The 17,542-nt window shown below is 57.3% G+C and carries 13 protein-coding genes; 5 read left to right on the top strand and 8 right to left on the bottom strand.

The window, feature by feature from the left end:
• Positions 1–2 precede the first annotated feature (2 nt).
• Positions 3–533: a toxin-activating lysine-acyltransferase gene (locus tag MRBLMA1_RS12245; protein ID WP_363737123.1), complete on the top strand. Its 531-nt coding sequence runs from the start codon at positions 3–5 to the stop codon at positions 531–533.
• A gap of 311 nt (positions 534–844) precedes the next feature.
• On the opposite strand, the gene MRBLMA1_RS12240 is transcribed toward MRBLMA1_RS12245, so the two are convergent.
• From MRBLMA1_RS12240 to MRBLMA1_RS12225, 4 genes are all read right to left on the bottom strand, one after another.
• Complete coding sequence (locus tag MRBLMA1_RS12240; protein ID WP_363737122.1) at positions 845–2,005, bottom strand: tyrosine-type recombinase/integrase; 1,161 nt, start codon at positions 2,003–2,005, stop codon at positions 845–847.
• 654 nt (positions 2,006–2,659) lie between these two features.
• On the bottom strand, positions 2,660–3,427 hold the full coding sequence (locus MRBLMA1_RS12235) for a hypothetical protein (RefSeq protein WP_363737121.1): 768 nt from the start codon (positions 3,425–3,427) through the stop codon (positions 2,660–2,662).
• A gap of 84 nt (positions 3,428–3,511) precedes the next feature.
• Complete coding sequence (locus MRBLMA1_RS12230; RefSeq protein WP_363737435.1) at positions 3,512–3,856, bottom strand: DUF6152 family protein; 345 nt, start codon at positions 3,854–3,856, stop codon at positions 3,512–3,514.
• A 77-nt stretch (positions 3,857–3,933) separates the two neighbouring features.
• Positions 3,934–6,288: a TonB-dependent receptor gene (locus MRBLMA1_RS12225; RefSeq protein WP_363737120.1), complete on the bottom strand. Its 2,355-nt coding sequence runs from the start codon at positions 6,286–6,288 to the stop codon at positions 3,934–3,936.
• Positions 6,289–6,766: 478 nt separating this feature from the next.
• On the opposite strand from MRBLMA1_RS12225, the gene MRBLMA1_RS12220 reads away from it, so the two are divergent.
• The 3 genes from MRBLMA1_RS12220 (at position 6,767) to MRBLMA1_RS12210 (ending at position 9,330) form a co-directional block, all read left to right on the top strand.
• Entirely contained in the window at positions 6,767–7,132 is a 366-nt protein-coding gene (locus MRBLMA1_RS12220; protein WP_363737119.1) for a DUF6152 family protein, read from the top strand.
• Positions 7,122–7,973, top strand: a complete 852-nt coding sequence (locus tag MRBLMA1_RS12215; protein WP_363737118.1) for a hypothetical protein — start codon at positions 7,122–7,124, stop codon at positions 7,971–7,973. The genes MRBLMA1_RS12220 and MRBLMA1_RS12215 overlap by 11 nt, the downstream gene beginning before the upstream one ends.
• An 82-nt stretch (positions 7,974–8,055) precedes the next feature.
• Positions 8,056–9,330 (top strand): hypothetical protein, encoded by a 1,275-nt coding sequence (locus tag MRBLMA1_RS12210; RefSeq protein ID WP_363737117.1) that lies wholly within the window; start codon positions 8,056–8,058, stop codon positions 9,328–9,330.
• 260 nt (positions 9,331–9,590) lie between these two features.
• Here the strand turns inward: MRBLMA1_RS12210 and MRBLMA1_RS12205 are convergent, their stop codons facing one another.
• The 3 genes from MRBLMA1_RS12205 to MRBLMA1_RS12195 all read right to left on the bottom strand — a co-directional run bounded on the left by MRBLMA1_RS12205 (position 9,591) and on the right by MRBLMA1_RS12195 (position 13,292).
• Complete coding sequence (locus tag MRBLMA1_RS12205) at positions 9,591–10,805, bottom strand: IS701 family transposase (protein ID WP_363737116.1); 1,215 nt, start codon at positions 10,803–10,805, stop codon at positions 9,591–9,593.
• Between the two features lie 45 nt (positions 10,806–10,850).
• Positions 10,851–12,158 carry a hypothetical protein gene (locus tag MRBLMA1_RS12200; RefSeq protein WP_363737115.1) on the bottom strand — a complete coding sequence of 436 codons (1,308 nt, stop codon included), beginning with the start codon at positions 12,156–12,158 and terminating at the stop codon, positions 10,851–10,853.
• Between the two features lie 183 nt (positions 12,159–12,341).
• Positions 12,342–13,292: a LysR family transcriptional regulator gene (locus MRBLMA1_RS12195; RefSeq protein ID WP_363737114.1), complete on the bottom strand. Its 951-nt coding sequence runs from the start codon at positions 13,290–13,292 to the stop codon at positions 12,342–12,344.
• 611 nt (positions 13,293–13,903) lie between these two features.
• Here MRBLMA1_RS12195 and MRBLMA1_RS12190 point away from each other — a divergent pair.
• Positions 13,904–15,808 carry a TonB-dependent receptor gene (locus MRBLMA1_RS12190; RefSeq protein ID WP_414714767.1) on the top strand — a complete coding sequence of 635 codons (1,905 nt, stop codon included), beginning with the start codon at positions 13,904–13,906 and terminating at the stop codon, positions 15,806–15,808.
• 237 nt (positions 15,809–16,045) lie between these two features.
• Here the strand turns inward: MRBLMA1_RS12190 and MRBLMA1_RS12185 are convergent, their stop codons facing one another.
• Entirely contained in the window at positions 16,046–17,542 is a 1,497-nt protein-coding gene (locus MRBLMA1_RS12185; RefSeq protein WP_363737113.1) for an NAD-dependent succinate-semialdehyde dehydrogenase, read from the bottom strand.

Here is a 17,542-nt window from a genome sequence, read left to right as displayed (position 1 = left end):
GCATGAATGAGACGATACAGAAGGGAGCGGCCGCGGCCGCTTCCACGCCGCCCACGGTAAGCCACATGCTGGGAGAGATGACCTGGCTCCTGACGCAGTCCCCGCTGCATCGAGGGCTTTCGATCGGCGACATCGAATGGCTGTTGATGCCGGCGCTGATCCACCAGCAATTCTATGTTTTCCGCGATGGCGACAGACCGGTGGGCCTGGCGCTTTGGGCGAAATGCAGCCCGGAAGCCGAGAAAAAGCTGGAGGGCGGGATGATCGAACCGGCCAACCGTCTGACGCTCGAGGAGTGGACGTCTGGCGAGGTGATCTGGCTTGTTGACCTCATCGCGCCTTTCGCAAACGGAGAGAACAAGCATCGGGAGATCATGATCGCCGATCTGATTTCCGGGCCGCTAAGCGGCAAAGCCTTCAAATTCCATCAGACTGATCCGAGGTCAGGTAAGCGGACCGTGCAAACGGTCGATGGGGACGCTGGCGAGAAGCTCAAGGTTGCCATTGAAGCCTCTCTGGCAAGCAAACAATAGAGGAGTGGAAGCCTGGAGCCGGGCGACGCCTGAGATATTGTAGGACGATGATAGGGATCGCCTTGACAAAATCTTGTTATCGATCAATACGTTTCAATGAATCCAAAGATGGATCATGTATTCGTTGTAGTAAATTTTGGTTATTTTATTATATTATTATTTAATAATATCTTACTTTCAATTAGTTGTTGCGGGAATTTGTATCCTGCCGCCGTATCTGCGTTTGTAATGATACAGTTAACGTGACTTGTCCACTGCCAGGTGACCAACTTTGCTCGAGCATCGACTAAGCAGTTCTGCGCCGGGCCAAGTCATTCGGATTGTAGGCTGCTGAATGCAAATGTTGCCCAAGCACGCATAAGGTTCCGCCGACGATCGAGGAAGTCGGTTCGACGGTACGCTGCTTCCACACGATCGGCGAGTTTGTGTGCGAGCGCCTTGTCGACAATTTCTTTTGGTGTGCGCGTCCTTTCCGCTGCCCAATCGGTGAAGCTGCTGCGAAAACCATGGACTGTGATTTTAGAGTGGCCAAGATCGCGCAGCACCTTTGACATTGTCATATCGCTTAGTGGTCGCGTGCCATGATTAGAAAAAATGAGGCCATCATCGGTTGCGCGAACTGAATGACGCCGATTTAGGATCGCAACCGCCGCCAAAGAGAGTGGTACGATGTGCCGCCGCTTCATCTTCATGCGACAGGCTGGAATTGTCCATGTACGCGCCTCGAAGTCGATCTCAGGCCAAGTTGCCAACCGCGTTTCTCCTGATCGAACCGCGTTGAGGATAGTGAAGAGCAGCGCATCGCGACCAGCCGTCGCCGATAGCCGATGCAAAGTGGCTACCAAGACCGGAACTTCGATATAGGGCATGGCGGCATAATGACTGTCTTCAACTGGTTGCCGTGGCAACGCGCGCGCGACAGACCGCAACGTCACCTCATCAGGGCGCCAGCCTTGGATGTGTGCGAAATCCAGTACAGTCCCGATCCGTTGTAGAATGCGGCGAGCTGTTTCCGGTATCTTGAGCCAGATTGGCGCCAGCGCCTCGCGGACGATTGGACTGGCGACCAGATGGACGGGAAGCTCGCCGAATACCGGGAAAACATGTTGCTCAAGCGATATGAGCCATGAGGCTGCGTGGCGTTGATTCGACCAGCCGCCCTTGATCGCTGTATGGCAGGCGCGCGCAGCGGCTGCGAACGTCGGCGTTGTTTCTGCGGTCATTGTCTTTTCCGAACGCCACGGTTCGCCATTCTGGATACGTATCCGTAATGTGGCCGCTTCTGCTCGTGCTTGCGCGAGCGAGAGCTTGCTTACCGGCCCTAGGCCCAAGTCTTGGCGTTTGCCATCAACTTGGCAACGAAACACCCAAGAACGCGAGCCGCTTTCCCGAACCAATAGGTAAAGGCCGCGGCCATCGGCATGTCGACCGGGGCCAGCGTTTTTCACTTGCAGGGCCGTCAGATTCGGCAACTCATTACTCCTTTCGTCCCTCATCTCGTCCCTCATCCATAGCGGGATGGTGTGGGAAACAGAGAAATGATCAAAGACGAGTGTTGAACCGTAACCTAACAAATACAAAGTGTTAGAGACGTCCTGACCTCTCTCGGGTAGAGATGCTTACAGACCTCGGCTCCACCATTTCTCTTTGAAATCACTCGATTTTTCTGGGATTTGGGTATTCCGCCTTAAAATTCGGAACGATCCTGTCCGGCGAACGGCATCGGCCACTTTCTTGCTGCCGTTTCCCTCGGATCGAGAAGCCCAGACGGCATTTAACCCGTAAGATGACGTTTGATCGCGGCGCCGCTAGTTTGACGAGACCACCTAGCGCAATTCCCGGTCAGGATGGTTTGTTCAGCGCGGCGGCGTCCTCGGCAATGCGCTGTGGACGACTCGCGCCGGAAATGTCAGCCGCACGCGGGACTGCTCCGAAAGATAGGGGGCGACCACCATGGTTATCGAGTTAGGATCCCGCTCGATACGTGCAAGCCGGTCAAGAGCAGTGCGAACCTATCTGGGCTGACCCGAAGTTTTCGCCTCGCATGAGATTCAAGGCAGGCTCTAAATCATAGCACGATGTGCTCTTGGCGTGGCCAAGCGATTCATGCAACTATCATCACGACTCTATGGTGTTTCCACCGCCATGCCCAGGCTGCCGTCAGGCAATATGATCGAACGTTGGTTATCGCAGACATATTCAGAGATCTTGTACGAAAGGGGCTCCTTTTTGTACATGAACTTGAAATTATAATATTCTGAGAGATATTGGGGATCCTCAATCGACACTTCATCTATCAGAAATTTTTCGGCGTCCATGAATATCCTTTCCCTGACTATCATGTTCTTGGAATGGGGAATGTCCATGAACTTTACGTCTTCGCGGATTCCCGCCGTGGTGACCTCGAGAACGTCGCCGTTCCATCGCGCCACCGAGTAGCCGAGATAACCCGGATCTATGCTGTCGATCGGCGGCAGGTCTTCATCGAGATAAATGCGCCGGGTTTGCGCCATGAATTCGGAGAGCACCGTGATCTGCTTGAGATCAGGATTTTGCAGAATTTGCAGTGCGTAGTGCGCCCACATGATCATGGGGGTTCCGTCGGGCCGGCAAAGGGCGCTATCGTCGGGCAGCGGATGGCCCGCGGCTTCCGCGGCGGCCAGCTTTTCCTGTAGCTGGTGCCATTGCGTCTTATATGGCTCTCTGAGCGGCGGTTCGCCCGGATCCCATTCCGGAGGGTTCGGTTGACCTGAAAAGGTTCCGGGCAATGGAGGATAGTGATTCCATACCCCGCTGATGTTTGGAATGCCCGCAATGGCAGGCATTGTCAGGGCACAGGCGACGAGCACGATCGCAGATCGCAGGATGCCAAGGCGAGGGGAAGAGCATTTCATCGGATTGCTCCCTTCATGGACGAATTTGGGGTGGCATCGTCAGGAAGTCTGGGGGCGCTGGCGCCTGATCTGCAAGTGGGGCGTTCACCATGCGCTCATCGATTTGCCGCCCGGCAGCGTGACGGTCTTCAACATCCCGCCAGGCTTGCCGTTGCGTAGAGGATAGAAGGCGACGTCAATCCTGGTTCCGGGCGTCAGCGTGTTGTGCTTCCAGCCCTGATGCCCCATGAGATTGGGGCTGCTGCATTCGAGCGTATAGGTGGTGGAACCGGCAGTCCCGATGACGAAGACATGCGGATTGGTCCATTCGAAACGTGTCACGACCAAGCTCTTAAGTCTGGTCTCCGTCCTTTGGTCAAACATGGCGAAAGAATGATGGCCCAGGGCAGGGAGTGGGATGATGGCCGCTGCCAGAGACGCAGGCGCCATCCATTTCACAAGCGATTTCATATCCGTTCCTTGGTCGAGAGCAGGGACGGCGGCACCATCCCCTGACTCAGTGGAAATCAAAAATTCAGCTGATACTGCACGCCGATCTGGCGTGGGCGGCTGACCACGCCACGAGGCAGGCGCTGATCATTTTCATCCCGCCGATCGAATGACGAAGATGGCTGGTCCCCATAATTCAATCGCTTATCCAACAGATTCTTGACGTAGATCAGAATCTGCGAATGGCCGATATTCAGACCAAGATTGCCATTGACCATGTCGATCGGTTGCCGCGAGAGAAAGCCGCCCTCGCCGTCGGGAACCTTGGTCGAGCTGGTGTAGCTATAGTCTGCGGCGACGAACAGGCTGACATCGTCATTGACCGGCGCTTCATAATATCCGGAAATGGTGCCGGTCCATTTCGGGACCAGGCCCAGGCGGCTATTCGGCGCCTGCGGCAGAACGCCCGGGTCCTTGAGGATTGCGTCGGTGTGACCGAGGCCAAGCTGGATTGACAGAGGCACCCCGGCAAAGGGCTTGCCGGAAATTTCGATCTCCGCGCCGTTTATCCGAGCTTTGCCGGCGTTCGTGGTAAACGATATTCCGCAGATCGGGAGCAGGGTGGCCTGTTGTATGTCAGACCAGTCCATTCGAAATGCGGCGGCTGACGCGCTCAGCCTGCCGCCAGCCAAGCGGCTTTTGGCACCGACTTCATAGCTCCACAGTGTGTCGGACTTATACTGTCCAATATCGTCTACCGTGAGTCCCAGCCTGGCAAGATCATCCCCGCAGAAATCGGGCAGACGCGCCTGTCGGCCCCCAGAACGAAATCCCTTGGACACCGAGGCATAAATGTTGCCGCGGTCGCCGATCTCGTAGGAAAGCACGGCCTTCGGCACCAGGCCCGTCTCCGTGTTGTGCACCGCAGGATTTTCCGACATGCCCGTTTCACCATAGATAAATCCGGTGTCGGTGCTGGCGGCGGTGTTCTGGGTTACCCAATATTTTCGTAGCCCCAGCGTCATGGTGAGCCTGGGCGCCAACTCGTAATAGACTTCGCCAAAGAAGGCGGTGTCGATCTTGCGTGTATCTGCGCTGGCTGAGCTCAAATAGGGAGGAATCAAACCCGCGTCTTCCATTTCCTGAACGAAAATGCCCGGCGCAATCGAATAGGAGCGTTGATTCTGGTGGAAGAAGCCGACGATGCCGGAAAGATCCGGCAATATCGTGCCCTGGTCGAACGAAAGCCGCACTTCCTGCGTCAGGCGCCGCTCTTTGGAAAGGCTGGTGACATGGAAGGCCGGTCGCCCCAGATCGATGCCTTCATCCTGTTCGAAATATTGGTTCGTACCTTCCGTATTGTCTTCCAGTTCCCGGATCTTGCGCTTGAAATAGCTGCTCGACGATATCACCGAGAAGCCGTCACCTGCATAATTCAACACCAGCGACGCGATACCCCAGCGATCCTTTGAATATTCCTGCACATCGCGGTCGCGTTCCACCGTGTAGGACAGCGGTCTGTAAGCGGGAAGCGGTACGTAGCTGGCGGGAAAGCCGTGCAGCTTGCTGGTCTGCCCGATGCCGTTGATTGTCGCTTCCAAGTCCTCCGTCAGCTTTACGCGCAACGTAACGGAACCCGTATAGGTGTCGTTACGTCCCTGACCTTTTTTTGAAACGAGTTCGCCGGAGGCCGCGTCCGGAAACCGCCGCGTGATGAAGCCCGATTCCCGTGTATAGCCTAGCGCCACGTCCAGGGCGATCCGGTCCGGAACGAGGGCGGCGTTCACCATGGCGCTACCGTCGAAATCGAATCCGCCATTGCGGGTAGCGCCGCCCTGCACCTGCACAGCGCCGCTTGTTTCGTTAAGCGAGGCCCTTTTCGTGATGAATCGAAGCGTGCCACCCATGGAGCTGGCGCCGAACAGCGTTCCCTGTGGCCCCTTCAAGACTTCGATGCGTTCCAGATTCAACGTTTGGGGACTTACAGATGCCGGGACGGGCGTATCGTTGATGTAATAAGCAGTGGTGTCATTGCCGACCACGCCCCTGATCGTGGTTTGACGATCGCCGCTCCAGAGCAGGTTGCCGCCTTGCCCATATTGGAAGCTTAAATTGGGCACTTTGGTCGCATAGTCGGTGAACGTCTGAATATTCTGCTTTTCGAGGAAGTCGGAAGAATAAGCGGTGATGGAGGCAGGGACGTTGGTCAGCGCTTCGTCCCTGCGGCGGGCCGAGACGATGATTTCCGGGACGCTCACTGCCTCCTGATATTCGCCCTTCCTTGCACTGTTCTCCTGTGCATGCGCAGACTCAACGGGCAATGTCAGCGCCGAGCCGGCAAGAAGAAGGACTCCAAAAGGTAGCGACCCTGCGGCCCTGCCTGTGACGATGCCATATCCTGATGGCATCGTCCGAACTTTGGAATATTTCATGGTCCCTCTTTCCCCGTTTGCATGATGCTATTCGCGCCCGCTCGTTGCAGTGCGCAGCGTTTCCTATCGGCAACACATTCTGCAATTTGTGTAGTTTGTTATCGGAAAGTAAACAAAACAGACCAGTGTAACACTGTTCCGAAACGTTCAGATCCTGGCTGTAACGTTACCGGAAACCCGCGTCGGACTGCCGTTGGCTTGAAGGTTGCCCGCAGATTTCCGGTGGAGGGCAAGGAGGGTTGGCGTGATTGGAGGTTGTTACCCTGCGCAGTGCCCGTTTAACGGTTTCGCGACCCCTTTGTACTTCCGCCGGTGCAATGTTCCGTTACGTTGCGAGGCTCACCGGCTGTTTGGGCGGCTGGGTAAATTGAACCAAACCCGATCGGCCGATAGCCCCGGAAGGCAATCGATCAAGCGGCGATCGAACCATGCAGAGCAATTTGGCGCGGCCGCTCGTCGATCAAGGAGATATCCGTGAATGTCTAAAATCAGAATCCGTGCCGGTGTTCTTGGCGCCAGCCTTCTTGCACTCGGTCAACCTTTGGCGGCGCATCATTCCTTTTCGATGTTTGATCAGACCAGGACTTCCGAACTCAAGGGGGTGTCCGTCGCGCAATTTCAATGGGCAAACCCGCATGTATTCGTGGTCATTAAAAAGGATGAGACCACTTACACGCTGGAATGCGGCAGTCCGTCCAACATGTCAAAGACGGGCTGGAAGTTCAATTCGCTGAAACCGGGGGACAGGATCAACGTCAGCTTCTACCCGCTGCGCAATGGCAAGCCCGGCGGCGCACTGAAGGTCGCCACCCTGCCCAATGGGAGCAAACTGGATGCGTGGTGAACACCAGATGCCTCCCAAGGGGCAAGCCAAGCGAGGAAGAACGGAACAGCTGATGCGTTTAGGCCATCCAGGTGGGCTGACTTTCGCATTGACCGCCACGCTGACATGGGTATGCGGCGGCGTCGCACTTGCTGCGCCCATGCCCGCCAGGCCGGCGGCAGTCGCGAGCGTGAAGGCAGAGCCGGACATCTCAGGTGTCTGGGAACGGTATCCCGGCCCGTTTCTGGACGATGACGAAACAAAGCTGACGCCGCCGCCTGGCAAGGGCCCAGAGTTGAAAGAGCCCTATGCAAGCGAGTGGAGAGCCATTCGCAACAAGCGTCAAGCCGGGCTGACAGCGGGCACACCTCTGGTCGACGCCAGCACGCGTTGCCTTCCCGAGGGCACGCCTGGCATCATGGAGGGGATTTATCCTATCCAGATCCTGCAAAATCCGGGGCAGATCACCGTGCTGGCGGAGCTTTTCATGCAGACGCGCCGCATCTATCTCGATGCGCCTTTCCCCGCCCCCGACGATCTAGCACCGTCCTATTTCGGTTTCTCGTCTGGCCACTGGGAAGGGGACATGCTGGTCGTCGAAACGCGCGGCGTGCAGAAGGACCTCCAGTTCTACGATATTCCTCACAGCGATGCGATGACGATTACCGAGCGATATCGCCTGATCGCACCCGATATGCTGCGGCTGGATGTCTCCGTCGAGGATCCGGAATATCTCAAGACACCATATAGTTTCAGCTGGGAGTATAAGCGCAACCGCGCCTATCGAATTCCTGAATATGTGTGCGATCACCGGCTCGACGTGATCAACTCGGACGGCACCGTATCCATGGGTCTCAAATGAGCAGCCGAGGGCATGGCGTTTGATTTCGGTCGAAATCCGGGTAGCCTACCGAGGAACAGGCGAGCGCCAGACGAAATGGTGAATGACGATCGAAGATAGCTCAGTTTCCGAGGTAATGGCCCGCGCTTTGGCGGAAGAAGGTCGCCGGGTGCGGAGCTTTATCGCCTCGAACCGATCGGATACCTTGCTTCGGCTTTTCGATTTTCTGTTGCAGCAGTCCATCGGAGGGCGCCGGCCCAGAGAAGCGGAAATTGCCGAAGAGGTGTTTCAGGAGGGTTCGAGTGAACCGGGGCATCAGGGTTCCAGGGTCCGGGTCGGCGTCTATCGACTGCGCAAGAAACTGGACCTCTTCTATGTCGACAAACCCGGTGCACGTCTGACCATTCGGCAGGGTGAATATGGTCTTGTCCTCGAAACGCCCAGCATTGGGGGCGAGGAAGCCACACCGGTTGCCGAGTCATCGGGAGTGCCCCGCCAAGGTCTCGGTCTGATAGCGGCAGCCCTATCGCTATTATTGCTCATAAATGCCCTGCTGGCCCTGCTGTATTTCAGCCATGTCCTGGGCTCGGGTGATTCCCTTGGCCGTTCAGAACTTTGGCGCTCTTTTAGTGGAGAGAAAAATCCTCCATTAATCGTCATGGGCGACTATTTCATGTTTGTGAGAAAGCAGAAATCGGATAACTCCGATGAGGTTGTGCAGGATCTTTCGATAGAATCATCCGATACATTTTATGCGTATATCGCAAAAAATGTGGAGATGCGGAACATCTTTAATAATGAAGATCTCTATTCGGTAAGTTCAGATGTTTTGAGCCCGGTTAGCCATATTTCATCTTTTCTTGCAAATGTGTCGTCGCGGCCGGTTACAACATCCGAACTCAATCCCGATATGCTGAGGTCGTCCGGAATCATCTATCTCGGGGCGCTTGATGCAATTTCTCCTTTGCTGAGCAATCCGTTGTTTCAGGCTTCGAAGTTCCGTTGTGGTACGACCTGTTATGAGCTGATCGACACATTGTCCGGGCGGCGATTCCTGTCCGACAGTCCCTATTTGCTGGACGACAGGATTGTCCCCCGGCGAGATTATGGTTATGTCGCCAGCTATCCTGGCCCTTCCGGTAACCAGATACTGATCCTGTCAGGAACGGGAGATGCCGGTGCCGCGCAGATGGCCAATGTCGTCATGGACGCAAAAATGGTGGAGGAGTTGCGCCAGCGCCTTGGCGGAAACTTGCGGTCCTTCGAAGCTCTCTACCAAGTCCGCACGATGTTCAATCGAAGCTATGGCAGCAGGTTGCTGATTGCGAGGCCAATCGATTCACAACGGATGTGGGACAAAACGAAGCGTGATGAATAATCGGGCGCGCCCTCGAGCGTTGTCACTATGAGCGGAAACGCTCTGGTCTTTTGATACCGCATTTTCCGAGCCGTCGACCGTAACGGTCAACTTGAACATGCTCTAGCATTACAGTTGCGTTTTTGATCTGAGATGAGCTCGTCTGGCAGCGGCTTGATGGGCGCGTCGCCAGCATGACCATGCGTTGACGTAGGTGGGTTGGATACGGCGCTGTTCGAGCCTGTTGGCGATGTGCCGGACTTCCTGGATGGACCAGCGGATCAGATCCTGGTGGTCCGTATCCTCGGTCTTTTTGGGGGCGCCAGGTCGTTGGCGCGGTATCGGATCACCGCCATCATCGCAAAGGCGAGCATGACGAGAGAGACGTGACGATGCCATCCATGCCACGAGCGGGTTTCGTTGTGGTCGAGGCCGAACTCGTTCTTGGCTGTCTCGAAGCTGTCCTCGATCGCCCAGCGATAGCCTTCGACGGCGACGAGGGTCTGGATGTCCGTGCCGGCCGGGCACCATGTCGTGAAGAAGGCGAGATCACCGTCGCGGATATTGCGCCGGATCAGAAGGCCACGGGTCCAAAGTCTGGATTGGGTCTCATCATATTCGTCAGCGTCGAGATCGGCGAGTTCGCAATATGCCCAGTCATGAAGTCGGGCGCCCTTGGTGCCTTCCCCAGCGGAAAGACGCTGCCATACCTCTGGTTCAAGGTTTCGTGCAATCTCTGTAGCGGTGCCAGCGACTGGAGGTTTATCACCCCAGGAGCCGAAGTGGTGGTCTGATTTAACGCCGAGAACATAGCCTTTGCAGGCGCGGCGTAGCGCCTGTTCGACATCGCCGACGCCATACACCGCGTCCGCCGCAACCCAGGAGAACGGCACTTCGGCTGCCAGTGCACGCCGGATCATCTGAACCGCGAGCGCCGGCTTGGTCGCGAAGGCTGCTGCTTCAGGAACATGGGCCGCAGCAAGCCGCGCGGGATCACCGGTCCAGCTCTTGGGCAAGTACAAGGCGCGATCGATAAAGGCGTGTCCGCGAGCGGACACATAGGCGGCAAACACACCGATCTGGCAGTTCGTTATCTTGCCGGCCGAACCTGTGTATTGACGCGCGACGCCGCACGACATTTTGCCCTGCTTGAGGAAGCCGGTCTCATCGACAACCAGAACCGCTCCATCTGTGGCGAGATGCTCGACAACATAATCCCGCACGATGTCGCGCAGCCCGTCTGCGTCCCAGCGTCCACGGCCCAGAATAGCCTGTTGCCGCCACGGACCAGGATCCCCGGCCGCCTCCGCGCGCATCCAGCCGGTCTTGCGGCGCTCGTCACCCAGCAACCCGTCCAGGAACAGGTTCGCCGAAGCCGCAACGCGCTCCTGCGTGAACAGCCCGCGCATGCGACCCTTCACATCCCGCAGCGAGGAGGCCCACAGCTCCAGTGTCCTCTCGATCGATGCACCCGTCATCCACGGCCTCCTTACCATGGAAACCTATTGATTCAGAGTTCAACTCAATGTGCAACTGTAATGCTAGGAAGAGGGCGCTTTGCGTGTGCCGGCATCCAAGGCCCGTGCGATCACGATGCTGGTGTCGAATATCAGTCCACCTGCCGTGCGAATCTGATAGAGCGCTTCAAACGCTTTCGCGCCGCCAGTCTTGCGTGACAGCAGATCGAGTTGTCGTTTGTCTGATACAAGCTTGACCATTTGAGACAGCGCCGTATCATCAATACCTGAAATCACAAGTATCTGGTTGCCGGAGGGCCCAGGATAGCTGGCGATATAGCCATAATCATAGCCATAGGGGTCGCTGGACGGCATATTTTCATCGAAGGATTTCTCGATAGCTGGGCGCACCCTGAAAATTCTGCCGGAGGGCAGGTCCGTTACCTCGTCAGGATCAGGACCAGGCGCAAAGCGGGACTGGCCGAGCACAGCAGATCTCAGCATGCCCAGCTCTGAGAAGTGCTCAATGTAGATGATATCGTCTGAATCGATGGTTTCTTGGGAAATCTGAGAGACTGGAACAATATCGGGCATGCCTCCGTCGGCTCGCACTGATGCGATCAGCGGCAGAAGCGCCGCAGCGCCTGTCGCAACTTTCGCCGGGACACGGCGGATATCACGGTCCCGCAACTTGCTGTATTGATCGGGATGCATTGTCAGATAATTGTCAAGGTCGCGCCCGGAGCGGATTGTCGGGCGCATGGAAAGGCGTTCGATTTTGCCATCCTGTCCGCTCTCGACGACCATATAGAAATCACCCGCCGCGATTAGCGGCAATCGCTTGTGTGTCGCGACGGGTTTCCAGAAAGAGGTTTGGCTGAGGGGCAGGTTGACTGGACTTCCACGGCCACTGGCCAGGAACAATGTCGTCCACAGCGCCAGGGTAACCAAAGAACAGATTGCGATTGCCGCCCATAACCGCTTTTGCCTGGAGTGAGGTCTCCGCAGGTCGGGAAACGTGGCGGCGTCATCCAGGCTTTCGGGCCCATCGGCCAACAGCAGACGATATTCCCCCTTGGGGATTTGCAGCAATGGGCCGCTCTTTCCGGCATTGCAACTTTCGAGCCGCTGGCGAAGGCGGTGGACATGGACCCGCACGGTCGAGTCCTGGGAGGTGTCGAACTCGGCGCTTTTGCCGAACACCGCCATCGCGACTTCGATCTCCTTGGGTGGGCGTGGATCGCCAGACCTTTCGAGCAGATAGTCAAACAAGTGGACGAGAGTTGCGGAACGGCTCTCCCCTATCAGGGTCGCTCGAAATTGCGCGGCCCGTTCGGCTAAGAGCCGTTTCAATTCCACGTCAGCCGGGCCGAAGGGGATGGAGCTTTTCAAATGCTTGTCCGCTACCCTCGATCGCGCCGCGTTTCATAGTTGCGCAGCCATCAGCGCCGAATTCCACGCCGGGGGATGCGGCGACACGCCTGAAAAGAGCACTCTTCTCCTCACCTTGGGAGAGGGAGAGTTCATGGGATCGTGTAACACTGCAGGTGCAAGGACTATCGACATCAAAATCAGCTATATGGCCCGTGCCAGGGGTATGCCGCTTTTCCGTTTCCTCCTGGCTTTGGCAGTGGTCATGATCTCCTGCGAGAAAAAATCGACAAAAGCTTTGACTTTTGCGAGCTGATAACTGCCCTTGGGAAAGATGAGGTAGAGCGGCAGCCGTTCGGAAACAATGTCGGAAAGAATGACCTCCAGAGCGCCGGAACTGATGTCATCCTCGATAAGGAACCGCGGAAGATAGGAAATACCCATTCCCGCCAAGGTTGCTTCCCGCGTCATCCTGACGCTGTTGGATGCGAGCGAGCCGCGGCTGACGGAAACGATCTCGTCGGACGATAACCGCCACTCGCCAAGCTTGGACAAGTGAGTTTCCAGGATGCACGGATGCTCCTTGAGATCTGCGGCGGAAGCCGGCCTGCCGTTTGCGTCCAGATAATCGGCCGAAGCTACAAGGGCCATTTCATAATCGCGCAGCTTTACCGAATCCAGATCTGGATCATAGGTGTCCCCCACCCAGAAGGCGACGTCGAACTTGCCCTTGAGCAGATCGGCCCTCGTGTCCGACAGGTTCATGATCAGCCGGACGTCCGGATATTCCTGCAAGAATCGCGGAATGATTTGGGTGACGTTGAAAAGGGAAGCGACAACGGGCGCATTCACCTTCAGATCGCCACGAGGCTTTGACAGCATTCCGGAGATGACCTGATTGGCCTCGCTCACCTCGTCGACGATCCGCGCGCAGCGGGCGTACATCTCCTTGCCCGACGGCGTCAGCGTCACGGTACGAGTAGTGCGATCGAGCAACTTCAGTCCGATCGTCGCCTCGAGCCGCGAGATCTGCCGGCTGACCGCGGCCTTGGAATAGCCCAATGTCTTGGCAGCGGCAGAAAAGCTGCCGGAGCTCACTACCGCCGCAAACGACATCATTGCGATCGCGTTGCCGATATCCAGCTTGTCGTCCATCTTAAAACCTTCTGTCCTCTTGCAATGCTGAATATTTCATTGAGTTGCGCCGGGTGTCCTCGTGAGCGAATAGCGCTCAATGCATGCGGTTTGCCGATTCCTTGCAGACTCTCTCGGCGACATTGCGATCGTGGCATCCGAGAGATTGTTTCAGTTGTTACTCAGAGTCACGCCGTGCAATCTCCTCTCTTGCAAACCGGGGCCGCCGGGCTGGTGCCTCTCGTTTTTTGAGAGTTTACTGTAGGTAACAGTTCCCTCAGCAGCAAGCATCTGTTGCGGATAACGGGCAAAAATCGCCTTCAGATCGCGGGTCGGTGCGACGATTTCCTCCGAACTTGTGCAAGAGGGAAACGCGATCGACACCGTTACAAACCGTAAACAACGAGACGCGTGCGGTTGCTGCAGCAAAGGAGGAAAGGCTTCGACCACGCGCTGACAGGTGATCATTGAAACATTCGCAACTTCCCATTTTCGCCTCCGCTGCATTGGCGGTGGCTGCCCTGCCTGCTTTTGCCCATGAAGAGGATACCCAAGCGGCTCTCTCGCCCTTGAGGGATGAAGGGGCCCCGAGCGAGCAGGACAAGTCCGGGGATCGAGACGGAAGCGCGATCGTGGTCTTCGGTCGCGGCGAGAACAAGATCGGCTCCGCTGGAGCGGCGAGTGAAGGCAGCGTCTCTGGCTCCGACCTTCTCATCCGTCCGCTGGTCAGGGTTGCCGAACTGCTCGAATCGGTTCCAGGCATGATCGCGGCCCAGCATTCCGGAAGCGGCAAGGCCAATCAATATTTCCTGCGTGGCTTCAACCTCGACCATGGGTCGGATTTCACGACCTATATCGATGGCGTTCAGATGAACCTGCGTTCGCATGGTCATGGGCAGGGCTATCTCGATCTTAACGGGCTGATTCCCGAAATCGTCGACCGCGAAGATTATCGGAAAGGTCCCTATCGAGCCGACGGAGGTGATTTTGCCCTTGCGGGCGCGGCCTATCTGACGACGATCGATCGCTATGCCGCGCCATGGGCATCGATAGAGGGGGGGTCTTATGGCTGGCGGCGTCTTGCCGGAGGCGGCTCGATCGATGTTGGCGGGAACAGCTTAACGCTCGTTGGCCAGTACAAGATGTATGATGGGCCATGGCAGGAAGCGGAGAAGCTCCGACATCTTTCGGGCTTCGGCAAATATCTCGTCACTACGGGCTTTGGCAGGCTGGATTTTACGCTGCACGCCTATCACGCCACTTGGCGGCCGACGGAACAGATTCCGGAACGGATCGTCGGATCGGCGTCATGCCCGGATGTCTTTTGTTCTCCGGACCCCTCGGCGAGGGGGCGAACGACGCGGTTGGTGGCTGCTGTCCGCGCAAGCGGCAACGGGTGGTCGGCCAATCTCCATGGGCAATTCTATGATTGGGAGATGACCTCCAATCCCACCTATGCCAACGCAGATGGCAGCAGCGCCCAGATCGATCAGTTCGACAAGCGTTTCATTGTCGGTCTGGATGCGCGCAAGGATTTGACGCTGCTGCCCTGGCTCGACCTGACGGTGGGAACGGAGAATCGTTTCGACGACATTGGTACTGTTGGTGTGCACCACACTGATCAGCGGCGCTTCGTCAAATCCCTCGGCGTCTACCGCGTGAAGGAGGGATCGCTCGCGCTGTTCGGTGAAGCGACACTCCGGCCGTTGCCCGGCCTTCGCGTGATCGCCGGGCTACGTGGCGATCATTATGGTTACTCGGTTCGTGCGAAGGATGCCGAAGCCCTGGCTCTGGGAGAAGGCAGCGGGCACGCAACCCTTGTTTCTCCGAAAATCGCGCTTGCCTATTCCCCCGCGCCAATCCTCGAATTCTACGTCAATCTGGGGCGCGGTTTTCATTCGAATGACGTCCGCGGCGCAGTCAATAGCGCGTCGCCTGTTCCTGTCTTAGTGCGAGGCACCGGCAAGGAGATCGGTGCTCGGCTCCAGCATGGGCCGTTCAGCCTGACGGCAACCTATTTCTGGCTCGATGTCGGCAGCGAGTTGCGGTTTGTCGGCGATTCCAATGCGGTGGAGCCAACAGGCGCCAGTCGGCGTCGCGGCTACGAACTGGTGGCCTTTTGGCGGCCGACCCCATGGCTCGCTATCGACGGCAATTACACGGCAAGCCATTCGCGCTACGACAATGGCGACCATATTCCCAACGCTTTCGAAAACGCCGCGTCGGCGGGCGTGTCAGCGGTATTCAAGGGGTGGGTTGCAAGCGCGCGTCTTCGCCATCTCGGCCCCTATGCGCTGATCGAGGACAACAGCGTTCGCGATAAAGGGAGCACGGTGGTTAACGCCAGGGTGGCATGGAAACCCCGCAATCTCGAAATTTACGGCGAACTTCTCAACGTTTTGAACAGTCGAGACAAAGACATCGCCTATTATTATGAGTCCTATATTCCTGGCTACGATGCCGGGCCTGTCGAAGGACGGCTGAGCCGTGTCGTAGAGCCGCGAACGTTACGTCTGGGCGTAAAGTACAGTTTCTGAAAATTTTACAGGAGGATGTCTTCCTGTTCTTCGGAGGACCGATCTCTTGCTCCTCGGCGCGCCGAACAAAGCCATGCGGGAGAAGGATCACATCGGAACGGGGAGGAATGAGAATGAACTTGCTGATGAGAGGGTGCAGGTCAAGAATCCTTCGACGGTGCGAATTCAGCGGATCGTGGGAAGGAGGAAGCCCCGCCTTGCGCGCGGCAAGGCAGGGCTGACTTAAGGGCCGGGCGATCAGTTGCCGACGGAAAGGCAGATCGTCTTCATCTCCAGATAGTCGTCGACCCCATATTTCGAGCCTTCGCGGCCAAAGCCCGACTCCTTGACGCCGCCGAAAGGCGCAATCTCGGTGGAGATCAGGCCCGTGTTGACCCCGACCATGCCATATTCCAGTCCTTCCGAAACACGCCAGATACGCTCCAGATCGCGCGTGAACAGATAGGATGCGAGGCCTGCCGTGGTGTCATTGGCAAGCTTGATCGCTTCAGCCTCGTCCCTGAAGCGTACCAGGCCAGCGAGAGGACCAAATGTCTCTTCGCTGCACATGAGAGCATCATGGGATACATCGATCAGGACGGTAGGCGCAAAGAACGAGCCTCCGCCCTTGATCCTGTCACCGCCCGTCAGGATCCTGGCGCCGCGCTTCACTGCATCCGCCACATGGGCCGCGACATCGGCGACCGCCTGATCGTTGATAAGCGGCCCCTGGTCGCTGGGTCCGGCAAGGCCATCACCCACGACAAACTGGCCAACACGCGCTGCCAGTTTTCGCGCAAATTCATCATAGATGCCGTCCTGAACGAGGAAGCGGTTGGCGCAGACACAGGTCTGGCCAGTATTGCGGAACTTGGAGACGAGGGCGCCTTCGACCGCGGCATCGAGATCAGCATCATCGAAAACGATGAAGGGTGCGTTGCCGCCCAGTTCCAAGGACAGGCGCTTGACCGTCTGCATGCACTGCGCGGCCAGCCTCTTGCCCACCGCGGTGGAGCCCGTGAAAGTGAGCTTGCGCACCCGCTGATCGCTGGTGAGGACGTTGCCGATCGCCTGCGCGTTCCCGGTGATGACGTTAAAGACGCCGGCGGGAATGCCGGCATCCTCGCCAAGCTTTGCCAAAGCCAGAGCGGAGAAGGGCGTGAAGCCGGCGGGCTTCAGAACCATGGTGCAGCCGACCGCCAAAGCTGGGCCCGCCTTGCGCGTGATCATGGCGAGCGGAAAATTCCAAGGCGTGATGGCAGCTACGACACCGATGGGCTGGCGAACCACCATGATCCGTCGATCGGACCGGTGGGGTGTCAGCACATCGCCGTCGATGCGACGGGCTTCCTCGGCAAACCATTCGAGATAGGATGCGGCATAGTCCACTTCGTCCCGCGCCTCGGAGAGCGGTTTGCCTTGTTCGGCTGTCAGGATGCGGGCAAGGCCGTCCTTGTTTTCCGTGATGAGCTCGCCCCAGCGCCGCAAGATCTTGCCGCGCTCCTTGCCCGTGCGCGTCTTCCATCCCGCAAAGGCTTTCTCGGCGGCATCGACAGCTTCGGTGGCTTCAGCCTCGCCAAGATCGGGCACATGGCCGATGATCTCCCCAGTGGCCGGGTTGTCGACCGCTATGGATTTGGACCCGGTCAGCCAATTCCCACCGATGTAGGAGGCCGAACGAAAAAGATCGATGCCCTGCAGCGACGGGATGAGCGCGGGACCTGATTCAGCCCGGAGCGCGTCAGTAACGGTCAT

It is taken from the genome of Sphingobium sp. LMA1-1-1.1 (assembly GCF_040676365.1).
Classification (GTDB): domain Bacteria; phylum Pseudomonadota; class Alphaproteobacteria; order Sphingomonadales; family Sphingomonadaceae; genus Sphingobium.
The sequence above is the reverse complement of the archived record's forward strand: the minus strand, read 5'-3'. Positions and strand labels throughout refer to the sequence as shown.